This window comes from Leptolyngbya subtilissima AS-A7 (assembly GCF_039962255.1).
Lineage (GTDB): Bacteria > Cyanobacteriota > Cyanobacteriia > Phormidesmidales > Phormidesmidaceae > Nodosilinea.
Genome location: NZ_JAMPKY010000007.1, coordinates 320,729 through 336,149, shown reverse-complemented (window position 1 = coordinate 336,149; position 15,421 = coordinate 320,729). Strand labels below are relative to the sequence as shown.

8 protein-coding genes are annotated in these 15,421 nt (G+C 56.4%); 2 read left to right on the top strand and 6 right to left on the bottom strand.

Features of this window, described 5'->3' with window-relative positions; translation table 11 throughout:
- Nucleotides 1–111 precede the first annotated feature (111 nt).
- The 5 genes from NC979_RS16920 to rpsT form a co-directional block, all read right to left on the bottom strand.
- Nucleotides 112–4,101: a DNA-directed RNA polymerase subunit beta' gene (locus tag NC979_RS16920; protein ID WP_190517725.1), complete on the bottom strand. Its 3,990-nt coding sequence runs from the start codon at nt 4,099–4,101 to the stop codon at nt 112–114.
- A 55-nt stretch (nt 4,102–4,156) separates the two neighbouring features.
- Entirely contained in the window at nt 4,157–6,031 is a 1,875-nt protein-coding gene (locus NC979_RS16915) for a DNA-directed RNA polymerase subunit gamma (RefSeq protein ID WP_190517723.1), read from the bottom strand.
- Nucleotides 6,032–6,132: 101 nt separating this feature from the next.
- Nucleotides 6,133–9,441: a DNA-directed RNA polymerase subunit beta gene (rpoB, locus tag NC979_RS16910; RefSeq protein ID WP_073607786.1), complete on the bottom strand. Its 3,309-nt coding sequence runs from the start codon at nt 9,439–9,441 to the stop codon at nt 6,133–6,135.
- Nucleotides 9,442–9,547: 106 nt separating this feature from the next.
- Nucleotides 9,548–10,390, bottom strand: a complete 843-nt coding sequence (locus tag NC979_RS16905) for a TatD family hydrolase (RefSeq protein WP_190517721.1) — start codon at nt 10,388–10,390, stop codon at nt 9,548–9,550.
- A gap of 51 nt (nt 10,391–10,441) precedes the next feature.
- The gene (gene rpsT / locus NC979_RS16900) at nt 10,442–10,744 is read right to left on the bottom strand and encodes a 30S ribosomal protein S20 (RefSeq protein WP_190517718.1); all 303 of its coding nucleotides are present in this window, start codon (nt 10,742–10,744) and stop codon (nt 10,442–10,444) included.
- Between the two features lie 222 nt (nt 10,745–10,966).
- Here rpsT and hisD point away from each other — a divergent pair, with 222 nt between their 5' ends.
- The gene (gene hisD / locus NC979_RS16895) at nt 10,967–12,289 is read left to right on the top strand and encodes a histidinol dehydrogenase (RefSeq protein ID WP_190517716.1); all 1,323 of its coding nucleotides are present in this window, start codon (nt 10,967–10,969) and stop codon (nt 12,287–12,289) included.
- Nucleotides 12,290–12,386: 97 nt separating this feature from the next.
- The gene (gene pyrG, locus NC979_RS16890; protein WP_190517714.1) at nt 12,387–14,033 is read left to right on the top strand and encodes a CTP synthase; all 1,647 of its coding nucleotides are present in this window, start codon (nt 12,387–12,389) and stop codon (nt 14,031–14,033) included.
- 202 nt (nt 14,034–14,235) lie between these two features.
- Here the strand turns inward: pyrG and NC979_RS16885 are convergent, their stop codons facing one another.
- On the bottom strand, nt 14,236–15,420 hold the full coding sequence (locus NC979_RS16885; RefSeq protein ID WP_190517712.1) for an adenylate/guanylate cyclase domain-containing protein: 1,185 nt from the start codon (nt 15,418–15,420) through the stop codon (nt 14,236–14,238).
- Between the last annotated feature and the right edge of the window lies 1 nt (nt 15,421).

The window sequence follows — 15,421 nt, the reverse complement described above, 5'->3', positions numbered from 1 at the left end:
GTAGACAGGGGCGATCGCGCTGTCCTGACGTCACCGCCATTTACCTACGACCGAACCAATAAAAAACACCCCAGCTAACCTAAGTTAGCTGGGGTGTTTGAGGTAAATCGTTTAGAGGGCTTCGGTTTGGTCGTCGATCAAGAGATCATCGTCGATACCATCGATGCCAATGCCATTCCCCAGTCCGGGAAAGTCACCGTTGCCGCGCGGAGTGCCATCTTCCAACGACATACCGCCGATCATCTCATCGTCATTAAGCATGCTGAGGTTGCCCTCAAGGTCATAGCTGCGGGCGGTGAAATCATCTAGCACCACGTCTTGGAGCACCATGTCGTCGTCCAAAATGGCCGACTCATAGGCCGGGTCAAGTTCCGGAGCCGGAGACTCCTCATAGGCGTTATAGCCCGTTCCTGCCGGAATCAAACGACCGATGATGACGTTCTCCTTCAAGCCGCGCAACCAGTCCGATTTGCCTTCGATCGCCGCTTCCGTTAGCACCCGGGTGGTTTCTTGGAAGCTAGCGGCGGAGATGAAGCTATCAGTGTTCAGCGAAGCTTTCGTGATCCCTAGCAGCACCGGCGTGTATTCCGCCGGAGCACCGCCCGTGATCGCCATAGCCTCATTGACCTGCTCCACCTGATAGATTTCCACTAGCTCACCAGGCAGCATGGTAGTATCACCGCCGTCGTCAATTCGGCACTTCGACGACATCTGCCGCACAATCACCTCGGTGTGCTTGTCAGAAATGTCGATGCCCTGGGACTGGTACACCGACTGCACCTCGTTTACCAAGAACGACTGCACTTCCTGCAAAGCTCCGAGTGCCGCATCGTGGATGCCCATGCCTAGGCTGAGGTTGTACTTGAAGAACACCTCCAGAATCTGGTGGGGGTTGGCGGGGCCGTCGGTGAGGTGCTCAGCGGTGCTTACCCGCTGGCCGTCAGAGACAATCACGTTTTGGCCCGGACTAATGGGGTATTCCGTCACCACACCATCGTCTTCGATGATTTTGACCTCTACAGTCTCGTCATCGCTATAGACAACCTGGGCATTGCCGGGGCGCTCAGACAGCACACAGGCCTCCTTAGGTTTGCGGGCCTCCAGCAGTTCCTCAATCCGGGGTAGACCCTGGATGATGTCGCCGGTTTTAGCCCGCTCAAACACCAGCAACACGAGATTGTCACCCCGCTGTACCAGGTCACCGTCTTCAATGTGTAGTACGGCACCGGTAGATACCCGGTAGGGACGAGCCAGCCGTAGAGCAATTTGGCCATCGTCGATGGCGGTGACTTGACCCGACTCTTCATGGGTTAGACCAGGAGCCAATTCAGTATCGGCCACCACTAGATCGCCCACCTTCACCGTTGGTTGTTTGCCCTGGAGATCGACCTTCATACGATCGGACTCCCGCACAACTAGCACGCGGCGAACAGCCTCTTGCCCTTCGCGAATACCGCGCACCTCACCCGCCTCTTTACAGCGAATCTCGGTGCGGGCCACGACCGCGCCCGGCTCAATCTGCTGACCATCTTCCACCAGCAGACGAGTGACGGTGCTGCCCTGGGTTTGGTCAGCCACTACATCACGGCGAATCACTTGGGTTTCGAGCACCACCATTTGCAGGCGCATCAGGTCAGCATCGCTGTCGTCGGGGACCAGCTCAATATCGGCCACGACGTGGGGTGATTCGTCTTCGATGTCGAGCACCAGCTGAGTGCGCAACAGCTCAACACCAACCACCGACTTCACCCGCTCTCCATCCTTAAAAGGAATCCGCTGGATGGCGCGCAGTTTGATTGAACCGGCGGCATCGGCGGCGCTGTCCTGGCTAGGTACAGCGGGCTCGTTGGGCACCACGTACTCTTCCACCGGGCGCAGCAGCAGGGCGGGGCCGTCAGGGGTTTCGACATACTCGATGTAGCGCAGGGCATCAGCCACCAGACCTGGCATCACCTCTTCCCCAGCGTTAACTAGAGTGCCATCGCGATCCATCACATCCTCGGGGGCATCCACCATGTGAATGTCGCCGGGTTTGACCAAGATCTCGCGCAGAATGTCGTTCTTTTGAGTAACTTCGACCACACCGCTGTTTTGGCAGAAGATATCTTTAACGACCTCGGTGCCCGCTTCCAGGTACTGGCCGTCTTCTACCATCAGCAGAGAAATGTCTTTGTTGACCTCGTGGGCCTCCTCAGGAATCCACAGCAGCGTACCGCCCTGCACGACTTCGTAGCCCTGCTTTCCCTTACCTTTTTTAGCTACATCGACCCCGGCAAACTTGACGATGCCGCCGGTTTGGGTGTGGAAGCGATCGTCTTCGAGTTCAGCAATCACCTGACCACTGGTGACCTTGGCCCCCGGCGTGGCAATCAGAGAAAACCGCTGCCCATGGGCGGTCTCAATGAAGTAGTGCTCCCGACCCTGACCCTGTTCCTTGCGTACATGGGCTTGGTCAAGCATGACGGAGGCGGTGATGATTTCAACCTCGCGAGTGCCTTTTTCGTCGTCGGCTTCGGGCAAACGGACCAAACCACCCCGTTCAGTGGTGAGTTTGGTTTCGGCTAGGGTGTCATCGGCGTTGACGTAGTCGCCGTTGCGCACCACCGGCTCTGCACTAGGGGGCAGGTTGTAGACGTCACCGGCTAGCACCCATAGCAAACCGCCCCGCTGGGCTAAGCGAGTGGTGTTGCCCTGACGGTCGGTCTTTTCTTCCTGCACTAGGCCGGCGAATTTCACTTCCCCAGCTAGGTCAGAGGTCACGTCTTTGGTAGCCTTCTCGGTCACCTTGCGCGTGCGCCCCGCCGAGGGCAGCTCAGCCAAAAGCTGATCCTTTTGTACGGTTTCACCGTCATCGACAAACAGAATTGTGCCCTGGGGCAGCGATTCAGATTTATTCTTACCGCTGCCCTCAATCACCACGTCAGCGTTTGACTCAATCATCAACGCATCTTCGCCGTAGCGAGTGCGGAAGGCACGAGTCTTCAGGTTTTTAGGCAGTTTTACGGTGCCATCCTTGCTGGCCCGGATGCGGGGAGCCACTTCGCCGGTAAAGGTACCGCCGGTGTGGAAGGTACGCATGGTCATCTGGGTACCAGGCTCACCGATGGACTGGGCGGCAATGATGCCAACTGCTTCGCCGAGGTCAACCATTTCAGAGTGGGCTAGGCTCCAGCCGTAGCAGAGGCGGCACACAGAGCGGGTGGCTTCGCAGGTGAGGGGCGATCGCACCACCACACCTTCGACTCCAGCCTCAGCTAGCATTTCTGCCGTCTCTGGAGACACAGGATGGTCTTTCTCCAACAGCACCTCGCCGGTTTTGGGATGCGGCACATCTTCGGCAACCACCCGGCCCAGCAGACGGTTCTCCAAAGGAATCAGCACCCGCTCACCGTCAGTCATGCTGCGCAGGGGAATGCCGCGGGTCGTACCGCAGTCGTGCTCCCGAATGATCACATCCTGAGAAACGTCCACCAGACGGCGGGTGAGATAGCCTGAGTCAGCGGTTCGCAGCGCCGTATCCACCAGACCCTTACGGGCCCCGTAGGAGGAGATCACGTACTCGGTAACGGTCAGCCCCTCGCGAAAGTTGGTCTTAATGGGCAGGTCGATGATTTCCCCTTGAGGGTTCGCCATCAGACCCCGCATGCCCACCAACTGGCGCACTTGGGAGATGTTTCCTCGGGCTCCCGAGAAGGCCATCATGTACACCGAGTTGAGAGGATTGTTTTCCTTAAAGTTCTTCACCACCTGGTCTTTCAGCTCTTCGCTGGTGTCGTTCCAGGTGTCGATTACCTTAGTGAGACGCTCTACTTCAGTGATTTCGCCCCGCGTATACCGCTCTTCGGTAATGCGAATGTCCTCTTCGGCAGCGGCTAGCATGCCCTTTTTCTCCTGGGGTACCTGGAGATCTTCCACGCTGATGGAAACCCCAGCCCGGGTGGCGTACTTAAAGCCCAAGTCTTTGATGCGATCGGCCATCTGAGACGTGCGGGCGGTGCCGTAGTGGGTAAACGACCAGGAGATCAGCTTTTTGAGCTGCTTCTTATCGATAATCCGGTTCCGAAAGGTCAGAGAGGTTTGAGGTGCCCCTTGCTCAGCCATAGGTTTCGCCCTTGTGTAGTGATGTTCGTGCTGTGTCGGTGTTGTGGTGTGGTCCCTAGCCTGCGATCGCGTCGAGCACCGCCTTGTTGTAGATAATGCGGCCCGCCGTGGTCTTGATGTACTGGGAGATCAGCTTGCCTTCGCTGTCTAGCCGCACCCGGCGATCGGGGTAAATTTCGGTGATGCTGCCATCCTCAGATTCCATCCGCTCTGGAGACGTGTTCTTAGGCTGGTCAGACTCCACTTCGCCGTCAAACCGCAGCCAAACCTTAGAGTGAAGATCGACCACGCCCTGCTCGAAGGCCATGATGGCGTCTTCCATACTGCCAAAGTAGTGGCCCTCGCCTTTGACGGCGTCGGGGTTCTCCGCCGTTAGGTAATAGCAGCCCAACACCATGTCCTGGGACGGGGTAATAATCGGCTGGCCAGTAGCAGGCGACAACACGTTGTTCGAAGCCAGCATCAGCAGACGCGCCTCCGACTGCGCCTCAAGAGACAGCGGTACGTGCACGGCCATCTGGTCACCGTCAAAGTCAGCGTTAAAGGCCGGACACACCAGCGGGTGCAGCTGAATCGCGCGCCCTTCTACCAGGATGGGTTCAAAGGCTTGAATCCCCAAACGGTGTAGGGTCGGTGCCCGGTTTAGCATGACTGGGTGGCTCTCAATCACCTCTTCCAGCACGTCCCAGACGCTGGGGTCGTTGTGCTGAATCAGCTTCTTTGCCGCCTTGATGTTGTTGACCAGCCCCTGGCGAATCAACCGGTGGATCACAAAGGGCTGAAACAGTTCGATCGCCATCTCCCGAGGCAAACCGCACTGGTGAATCTGCAGCTTAGGCCCCACCACAATGACAGAACGGCCAGAGTAATCAACCCGCTTACCCAACAAGTTTTGCCGGAAGCGCCCCTGTTTACCTTCAATAATGTCGGAGAGCGACTTCAGCGGACGGTTATTGGCCCCCACTACGGTGCGACCCCGGCGACCGTTATCGATCAGCGCATCTACCGCCTCTTGCAACATCCGCTTTTCGTTACGGACGATGATTTCAGGAGCCAGAATCTCCTGAAGGCGAGCCAGTCGGTTGTTGCGGTTGATCACCCGACGATAGAGATCGTTCAGGTCAGAGGTCGCAAAACGGCCGCCGTCCAGCTGCACCATGGGCCTTAGGTCGGGCGGGATTACCGGAATCACGTCCAGCACCATCCACTCGGTTTTAGAGCCCGTGGCGATGAAGTTGTCGATCACCCGCAGGCGCTTGATCAACTTGGCCCGCTTCTGGCCTTTGGAGTTAGCGATGTCTTCCCGCAGCTTTTCCGCCGTGGCTTCTAGCTCCAAATCCTCTAGCAGCCGCTGGAGAGCTTCAGCACCAATGCCGACCTCTACCCCAGCCAGCTCAGTCTCTTCGTCGTAGAGCTGGTCTTCAATTTCAATCCACTGGTCTTCCGTCAGCAGCTGCTTATAGCTGAGATTCTCGGCATTACCTGCATCTAGCACCACGTAGGCGTTGAAATAGACAATCTGCTCCACGTCCCGCAGCGGCATATCGAGCAGAATGGCGATATAGCTGGGAATGCCTTTTAAGTACCACACGTGGGCCACTGGAGCAGCCAGCTTGATATAACCCATGCGGTGACGCCGCACCCGCGATTCAGTTACCTCTACACCGCAGCGCTCACACACAATGCCGCGATGGCGCACACGCTTGTACTTACCACAGTGGCATTCCCAATCCTTGGCGGGGCCAAAGATGCGCTCACAGAACAGCCCGTCCATTTCGGGCTTGAGAGTACGGTAGTTAATGGTTTCAGGCTTGGTTACTTCCCCCACAATTTGCCCGTTGGGCAGAGTGCGTTCCCCCCACTGACGAATGCGTTCCGGGGAGGCTAATCCAATTTTGACGTAGTCAAACCGTTGTTCTAGCTTGGCCATGCTGGGTATTTTCCTTGTAAGCGCGCGGTCTGAGCAATGCAGGTTTAAGCCGACCCCCGGAACTGGGTCAGATACAATTCCGGGGTCGAATCAGGGATAGGCTAGTCTTCTACTTCCTCTAGCTCTTCATCCCGGGCAATGGACTCGTAGGTGGGGCGAGACGGAGTACGGCGACTGTTAACGTCGGCCATGAGGTCCACTTCGGTGTCGCGGCTGGTGCCGTCTTCCCGAGTTTCTACCTTGTGCACCGCAATGTCCAAACAGAGGGACTGCAGCTCTCGCATCAGCACCTTAAAGGACTCAGGAGTACCCGGTCGAGGAATCGACTTGCCCTTGACGATCGCATTCAACGCCTCATTGCGCCCCTGCATATCGTCCGACTTGACCGTCAGCAACTCTTGGAGGGTATAGGCTGCTCCAAAAGCTTCCAGAGCCCAAACTTCCATTTCTCCAAAACGCTGACCACCCTGCTGGGCCTTACCACCCAGAGGCTGCTGAGTCACCAGAGAGTAAGGGCCAGTAGAACGGGCGTGGATCTTGTCGTCGACTAGGTGCACCAGCTTCAGCATGTAAGCTCTACCAACGGTAATAGCTTTGTCAAAAGCTTCACCGGTACGACCGTCCCGCAGCACAATTTTGCCGGGGTCGTCAGGGTTGAAGATCCAGTCTTTGCCGCTGGTTTCTCGGGCCTCCATCAGCTTGCCGTGAGTAGAGTTTCGAGAGGCCTCCTCTCCGTACATCTCGTCGAAGGGAATCACCTTGAAGCGACAATCAAGGTTGTCGGCAGCCCAACCCAGTAAGCACTCAAACACCTGCCCCACGTTCATGCGGGAAGGTACCCCAAGTGGGTTGAGGGCAATGTCGATGGGAGTGCCATCGGGCAGGTAGGGCATATCTTCAATGGGCAAAATACGGGAAATAATTCCCTTGTTACCATGGCGACCAGCCATCTTGTCGCCCACCTGAATCTTACGCTTTTGGGCCACATAGACCCGCACCACCATGTTGGCGCCGGGGGGTAGCTCATCGCCCTGCTCTCGGGTAAACACCCGCACATCGACGACCCGACCTTTCTCGCCGTTAGGCACTCGTAGGGAGTTATCGCGCACATCTCGGGCTTTTTCCCCAAAGATGGCCCGCAGCAGCTTTTCTTCTGGGGGTTGGTCAGACTCGCCCTTAGGCGTAACCTTGCCCACCAGAATATCGCCTGACTCTACCCATGCCCCGATACGAATGATCCCGGTTTCGTCAAGCTGACGCAGGGCATCTTCGCCAACGTTGGGAATTTCTCGGGTAATTTCCTCGGGGCCAAGCTTGGTCTGACGAGCCTCGATCTCAAACTTCTCCACGTGAATGGAGGTGTAGACGTCGTCATACACCAGACGCTCGCTGAGTAAGATAGCGTCCTCGTAGTTGTAGCCTTCCCAAGGCATATAGGCGACTAAGACGTTTTGCCCTAGCGCCAGTTCACCGCCCTCGGTAGCAGAGCCATCGGCGAGCACCTGGCCCGACTGCACCTTTTCCCCAGGAAATACGATGGGGCGCTGGTTCAGACAGGTGTCCTGGTTGGAGCGCTGATACTTTTGCAGCTCGTACTCGTGGACGTTGCCCTCAGGATCGCGAACCTTGATCAGATCGGCATCCAGGTAGACAATTTCCCCATCGGTACGGCTGATGATTACCATTCCCGAGTCGCGAGCCGCCTGAGCTTCTAGCCCAGTACCCACTAAGGGGCGCTCTGGCTGGAGCAGAGGCACCGCCTGACGCTGCATGTTCGAGCCCATCAACGCCCGGTTGGCGTCGTCGTGCTCCAGGAAAGGAATCAGCGAGGTGGCCACAGAGATAATTTGTACGGGCGACACCGCGACATAGTCCACCTCAGTGGAGTCAGTGGTGGTGAAATCTTGGCGATAGCGCACCGGGATCGTGCTGCCAATGATGTATCCGTTTTCGTCGGTGGCAATGTCACCAGGGGCAACCCGCAGATCGTCTTCCTCATCGGCGGTCATGTAGATGGGCTCGACATCTTTAAAGACCCGACCGTTCTCAGCTTTGAAGAAGGGGGTTTCAATAAAGCCGAATTCGTTCACCCGGGCGTGGGTCGCCAGGGAGCCGATCAGGCCAGCGTTGGGGCCTTCCGGAGTCTCAATGGGGCAAATGCGTCCGTAGTGGGAGGGGTGAATATCCCGCACGGCAAAACCGGCACGCTCGCGGGTAAGACCACCAGGACCGAGGGCGCTGATGCGTCGCTTGTGGGTCAACTCCGCCAGGGGGTTGGTTTGGTCCATGAACTGGGAGAGCTGGCTGGAGCCAAAGAACTCCTTGATAGCGGCTACTAGGGGCTTGGGGTTAACCAGAGATGCTGGGGTGAGCGAGTCCGAGTCAGAAACGGTCATGCGTTCCCGAATGATGCGCTCTAGGCGGTTAAGACCTACCCGTACCTGGTTTTGCAGCAACTCACCCACGGAACGCACCCGGCGGTTGCCGAGGTGGTCGATGTCGTCGATGGAACCGATATCAAATTCGAGGTTGATGAGGTAGTCGATCGCCGACAGAATATCGGTGGGAGTCAGCACCCGAGTGGCATCGGGCACATTGAGGCGCAGCTTGCGGTTGAGCTTATAGCGACCCACCCGTCCCAAGTCATAGCGCTTGGGGTCAGAGAAGCGCGAGTGCAGCAATTGCTCGCCGCCAGCCACAGTGGGAGGTTCCCCGGGACGCAACTTGCGGTAAAGCTCTAGCAGAGCCTCTTCTTCGCTGAACTGGCCCTCTTTCTCAATGGTTTTTTGGAAGTAGTCGGGGTGACGCAGAGAGTCGAAGATCTCGTTGTCGGTTAGCCCTAACGCCTTAAGCAGCACCTGAGCCGATAGTTTGCGGGTTTTGTCGATGCGAACCCAGACTAAGTCATTTTTGTCGGTCTCAAACTTGAGCCAGGCACCCCGGTTGGGGATTAGGTTGGCGTTGTAGGTGCGGCGACCGTTTTTGTCGGTCTCGGCCTTGTAGTAAACCCCAGGACTACGCACGATCTGGTTAACAATGACTCGCTCTGCACCGTTGATAATGAAGGTGCCGCGATCGGTCATCAGAGGCAAGTCGCCGATGAAGACTTCCTGTTCCTTAATTTCCCCGGTTTCTTTGTTGATTAGCCGGGTAGGCACGTACATCTGCACGGCGTAGGTAGCATCCCGCCGCTTGGCTTCATCAACGTCATATTTAGGGCTTTTTAGCTTGTACTGCTTGCCGAGGAAATGCAGCTCAAGTTTGCCGGTATAGTCGGTAATAGGAGAAAAGCTTTCCAGCTCTTCGATCAATCCTTCTTCTAGGAACCAGCGAAAACTAGACCGCTGAATTTCTACCAGGTCAGGCAGAACAAAGTTAGGGGGAGCTTGGTAAACGGTGGTTTCAGTCATGGGTCTCCTAGTGCAGGTTGGCCAGGTGCAGGTGGCCAAGATCAACGACGCGTCTGGAACAGAAGGCAACAGCGAACGAATTGCCTTGCTTAATTAAGCTAACGGTCTAACCGGCCGTTGGGGTCGGAAGACGAAGTGTATCGGCATCAGCGGAAGAAAATACAAGGGACTTGGGTAAGTTAAACAACGTCACAGCGTTATGAGTAGTGATCTGGGCTAAAGCCTCAAATTCAACCTGGCGCAGCGCGGCTAGGTGGGTCGCCACATGATATACAAAGGCTGGCTGGTTGCGTCGCTCCTTGCGGCGAGGCTCAGGGGTCAGAAAAGGACAGTCGGTTTCGACCAGCAGTCGATCGCTGGGCACCATCTGAGCTGAAGCCTTGACCTGATGGGCATTCTTAAAAGTAACGATGCCGCTAAAACTGATGTAGAAGCCCAGATCTAGAAACGTTTGAGTTTCTTCTGGAGTGCCCGCCCAGCAATGCATTACACCAGTGACAGAACCAACAGTGAGCTGAAACTCTCGAATCACTTCAGCAGTAGCCGAGGCCGCATCTCGACAGTGAACGATAACCGGTAGATTTTGGCGATGGGCAACGGTCAACTGTTGCCAGAAGGCTTCGCGCTGTACGGCTTCATCATCGGCTTTGAAAAAATCGAGGCCGGTCTCGCCGATAGCGACAACGCGACTGTCAGAAATCGCTAGCTGAGCAATCTGATCTGCCGTAGCACTACTCCACTTATCCATATCGAGGGGATGGAGCCCCACAGCCAGGAACAGCTCCGGAATACGATCGGCGATGCGCTGCATTGCCGGAAAGTCTCCTGGCTCTACGCAAGAATGTACCAAAGCCAAAACCCCGGCCTGTCGCCAGGCCTGGGCTAGTTCGTCGAGATCCCCAGCGAACGATTCAAAGTTGAGATGTACGTGGGTATCAACCAGAGGCATAGGGAATGCAGCGACAAAAACGGCAGGGAGCGCAGGTCAACCCAAAGGTGCCTAAGACGCAGCCCCTGCCGCCTCCTGAGCCTTGATTGCCCGGGCTATACGCGACTTCTTACGAGCCCCAGTGTTGGGGTGAAGCACACCACGCTTAACGGCTTTGTCGATCTTGCTGTAGGCGGCGGCCATAGTAGATTCGACCTGCTTGAGAGAGTCGGGGCTAGGGTCAGCCTGATGAGCCTCGACCGCAGCGAGGTAGTTTTTGGTTAGGGTTTTAACCGCCGATTTATAGGACCGGTTATGGAGCCGATTGCGCTCGGCAACTTCAATTCGTTTCAGTGCAGACTTAATGTTTGCCACAGTTCGCCCTAGCTTAACAAGATTAATTGACTGGATAAAACATGTTAGCACCTAAGAGGAGTATTGGCGTAATTGAATGCATTGGTTTCCTGCCAAATTAGTCTTTAGATCGACTAGGATGTTAGAACGCTGGCGTTGACTGCCTTTCAGGGATACTCAACCTCCCTTTGAGGGGCAACCTAGCCAATGCACCTTGCTGGCTTATCGGGATTCCTAGCTGTAATGCTCCGCATCACTCATCAGCTAACTGAGGCAAGAACAGAGCTGCAACGCATCTGTGCCCGCACCCACGACGACCAGGTCGTTCACAAGGAAGCAACAGTTCGAGAAATTTTGCACGCGGTTCGGCGCCAGGGAGACCAGGCGCTGTTGCAGTACACAGCAGATTTTGACGGCGTTACCCTGGCAGCCGAGGGTTTGCGCTTTTCGGGAGCGGAGCTGGATGCTGCTTACCAACAGGTTAGTAAGGGCCTGCTGGATGCGATTCGTTTGGCCTGTAAGAATGTAGAGTCGTTTCATCGTCAGCGGGTGCCCCAAAGCTGGGTGCGGTTTGAGGACAATGGAGTGGTACTCGGTAAGCGCTATACCCCTGTCGACCGAGCTGGGCTCTATGTCCCTGGTGGGCGCGCTTCCTACCCAAGCACCGTAATTATGAACGCCGTTCCGGCTCGGGTGGCTGGGGTACCTAGAATCGTGATGGTGACTCCACCTGGCAAAACCGGCACGGTCAATCCTGCCGTGTTGGTTGCGGCTCAGGAGGCTGGGATCACAGAGATTTATCGGGTTGGAGGAGCCCAGGCGATCGCGGCCCTAGCTTACGGTACCGAGACGATTCCGGCGGTAGATGTGATCACCGGTCCGGGCAATATTTATGTGACGCTGGCTAAAAAGCTGGTGTTTGGGACGGTGGGCATCGACTCGTTGGCAGGACCTTCGGAAGTGTTGGTGATTGCTGACCATACCGCCAACCCAGCCCACGTGGCAGCTGATCTGCTGGCTCAGGCTGAACATGACCCGATCGCCGCTGCGATTTTGATTACCACCAGTGCTTCTCTAGCGGAGCAGGTGGCAGCTGAGGTAGATCGGCAGCTCCTAGGCCATCCGCGCCAGACGCTGACGGAGAAGGCGATCGCAAACTATGGCTTAGCCGTCGTTGTCGATAGTCTAGAGCTAGCCGCCGACCTTTCCAATGGCTTTGCGCCCGAACACCTCCAGTTAGAAGTCGCCGAACCCTGGGATTTGCTGGAGCAGGTTCGCCACGCTGGAGCAATCTTTTTAGGGCACTCGACCCCGGAAGCGGTGGGCGACTACCTAGCCGGGCCTAACCACACCCTGCCCACTTCTGGGGCCGCCCGCTATGCTTCACCCCTGTCTACTGAAACTTTCATGAAGCACTCTAGCCTGATGCAGTATTCGCCGGAGGCGCTGCGGGGAGTGGCCGAGGCGATCGCTGTGCTGACTGAAACTGAAGGCCTACCCTCCCATGGCGACTCAGTGCAGCGGCGAGTTCGGCCTGACAGCAGCGACGGTGCCCCTATCCTCTAATAACGCACCCGATCCCAATGATTAAAGATGGGCGGGGTGCCTGTTGCCTGTGGCACAATTAACGGGTTCACGCTTCTGGGGTCTGGGTTGAGCTGCTATGACGAAGTTTGTATTTGTAACCGGCGGCGTGGTGTCGAGCATCGGCAAAGGCATTGTGGCATCCAGCCTGGGGCGGTTGCTCAAGTCGCGAGACTATTCCGTTTCCATTCTGAAGCTCGATCCCTACATCAATGTTGACCCCGGCACCATGAGCCCCTTTCAGCATGGGGAGGTATTCGTTACCGAAGATGGGGCTGAAACCGATCTCGACCTAGGCCACTACGAACGCTTTACCGACACTGCCATGTCGAGACTGAACAGCGTCACCACAGGATCGATCTACCAGGCGGTGATCAACCGAGAGCGGCGGGGCGATTACCAGGGGGGCACGGTGCAGGTGATTCCCCACATCACCAACGAAATTAAGGAGCGGATTCATCGGGTGGCTCGCAACACCAACCCCGATGTGGTGATCACTGAGATTGGCGGCACTGTGGGCGACATTGAGTCCCTGCCCTTTCTAGAGGCAATTCGCCAGTTTCGCAAAGACGTGGGCCGTCAAGATGTGCTTTACATGCACGTTACCCTGGTGCCTTACATTGCCTCGGCAGGAGAGCTCAAGACTAAGCCCACCCAGCACTCGGTGAAGGAGCTGCGCTCTATTGGCATCCAGCCAGATATCTTGGTGTGCCGCTGCGAGTGCGCCCTGCCTCAGCCGATGAAGGAGAAAATTGCTGAGTTCTGTGACGTGCCCGCCGAAGCGGTCATTACCTGCCAAGATGCCAGCAGCATTTATGAGGTGCCCCTCAAGCTAGAGCACGAAGGGTTGGCCCATCAGGCTATCAAGATTCTTGCCCTCGATCAGCGTCAGCCCCACCTAGGTCAGTGGGAAACCTTAGTAGAAGGGCTTTACAGTTCCAGTCGTCCAGTTGATATTGCCATTGTTGGCAAGTACGTCAGCCTCAACGATGCTTATTTGTCGGTGGTGGAAGCCCTGCGCCACGCAGCGATCGCCCATCGGGCTGCCCTCAACGTGCGCTGGATCAACTCCGAAGATATCGAGGTCAACGGCCCAGATGCTCATTTGAGCGGCGTCAACGGCATTTTGGTGCCAGGGGGATTTGGATCTCGAGGTATTGACGGCAAGGTGCAGGCCATTCGCTATGCTCGAGAGCGGAATATTCCCTTTTTGGGGCTGTGCCTGGGTATGCAGTGCTCAGTGGTGGAGTGGGCCTGCAATGTTGCTCACCTAGAAGGTGCCGATAGCTCAGAATTTTCCCCTGAGACTCCTAACCCGGTGATTAGTCTGCTACCTGAGCAACAGGACGTGGTTGACTTGGGTGGCACCATGCGCCTAGGGCTATACCCCTGCCGTCTTGCCCCTGACACTTTGGCTAGCCGCCTCTATGGCGAAGAGGTGATCTACGAACGCCATCGCCACCGCTACGAGTTTAACAACGCCTACCGTAACCTATTCCTGGAATCAGGGTATCAGGTCAGCGGCACCTCCCCTGACGGTCGTCTAGTGGAAATTATTGAGCTGCCTAATCATCCGTTCTTTATTGCTAGCCAGTTTCACCCCGAGTTTCAGTCGCGCCCCAGCGCCCCTCACCCGCTGTTTTTAGGGTTGGTCAATGCTGCCCTAGAAACCACAATGTCACACATACCAGTACCGTTGGAAGTTGGGGCGACTGTGGACGGCTAAACCGTTCTCAGCTAGCGCAATCAGCCCTTCGCTTTCGCCAGTGGGCATTGGCACGGTTTTGTGTGAATGCCCTCAAGGTGATCGTCACGGTTTTCAATTCAGGGCGCTTGCATAGCGGAATAGCCAGGTGTCTGTAGCCGTTCTGATGCGAAGTTGTCGCTGGGCGGTTGGGAACACCGAGAGCGTGGGAGCGGGGCAGTCCCTAACCGCAGCAGAGGGCTGGGCTGGTTGGATATTCTATGGCGACATCCGGGAGGCAGCAGGAGCTGTTCTGACCTTGTCCAGCCAGCCAGTAGGTAGTCATACTATCGCCACTCTTTAAGCAAATTGGGCCCCGGGGCTCTAGGGTAAAGTGGTCTTTGAGATAGCTATAGGTTAGCTCCGACACCTGAATTTTGCCCGCTTCGCCGGTGGTTTCCATAAAACTGGCAATATTGACGGTGTCGCCCCAAAGGTCGTAGATGAATTTGCGAATGCCAATGACTCCGGCCACCACGCTGCCCGAGTTGATGCCGATGCGCAGCTCAAAGGGACGGCCGTCGGGACGGCAAAAGTCGCGGATGGTCGACTGCATTTCGAGGGCCATGCAGGCGATCGCCTGGGCATGATCAGGGCGCGATGTGGGTACCCCCGCCGCCACCATGTAGGCATCGCCAATGGTTTTGATTTTTTCGAGCTTATAGGTAGCGGCCAGCTCATCAAACCGAGAAAACATGCGATTGAGCAGATGCACCAGCTCGCAAGGGGTGAGTTTGGCCGCCACAGTGCTAAAGTCCACGATGTCCGCGAACAGAATAGTAACTCCGTCGAAGTGGTCGGCGATCGCCTGTTCCCGTTCTTTCAAGCGCTGGGCAATTTGAAAGGGCAGCACATTGGTCAATAGTTCTTCAGAGCGTTGGCGCTGGCGACGCAGTTCAGCTTCGGCCAGCTGACGCTCTTTGATTTCGGCCTGGAGCTGCTGATTTTGAGCCTCTAACTGCAGCTGCTGGCGACGCAGGGCTAGCTGATGCTTGACCCGCAGCAACACCTCGTAGGCCATAAAAGGCTTGACGATATAATCCGCCGCCCCCAGTTGAAAGGCCTTTTCTTTTTCGGCTTCCGCATCGCGAGCCGTGAGAAAAATCACCGGAATGCTCTGGGTAGCTGGGTCCGCTTTGAGCTGATGACACACAGCAAAGCCATCCATGATGGGCATGGTGATGTCGAGCAAAATGAGATCGGGAGGAGCCAGGGCAATGGCGTTGAGAGCTAAAGCCCCACTGATGGCCTTGCGACAGCGGTAGCCTTCAATCTCAAGAATGGCTGACAACACCCGCAGATTGTCAGGGATATCGTCTACCAACAGAATGTCTACATCCTTGTTGACGTGGGGTTCGGCGGTAATCATA

Coding starts and splice junctions, on each gene's coding strand:
- NC979_RS16920 (WP_190517725.1), bottom strand. CDS start 4,101: ATGGCTGAGCAAGGGGCACCTCAAACCTCTCTGACCTTTCGGAACCGG.
- NC979_RS16915 (WP_190517723.1), bottom strand. CDS start 6,031: ATGGCCAAGCTAGAACAACGGTTTGACTACGTCAAAATTGGATTAGCC.
- rpoB (WP_073607786.1), bottom strand. CDS start 9,441: ATGACTGAAACCACCGTTTACCAAGCTCCCCCTAACTTTGTTCTGCCT.
- NC979_RS16905 (WP_190517721.1), bottom strand. CDS start 10,390: ATGCCTCTGGTTGATACCCACGTACATCTCAACTTTGAATCGTTCGCT.
- hisD (WP_190517716.1), top strand. CDS start 10,967: ATGCTCCGCATCACTCATCAGCTAACTGAGGCAAGAACAGAGCTGCAA.
- pyrG (WP_190517714.1), top strand. CDS start 12,387: ATGACGAAGTTTGTATTTGTAACCGGCGGCGTGGTGTCGAGCATCGGC.
- NC979_RS16885 (WP_190517712.1), bottom strand. CDS start 15,420: ATGATTACCGCCGAACCCCACGTCAACAAGGATGTAGACATTCTGTTG.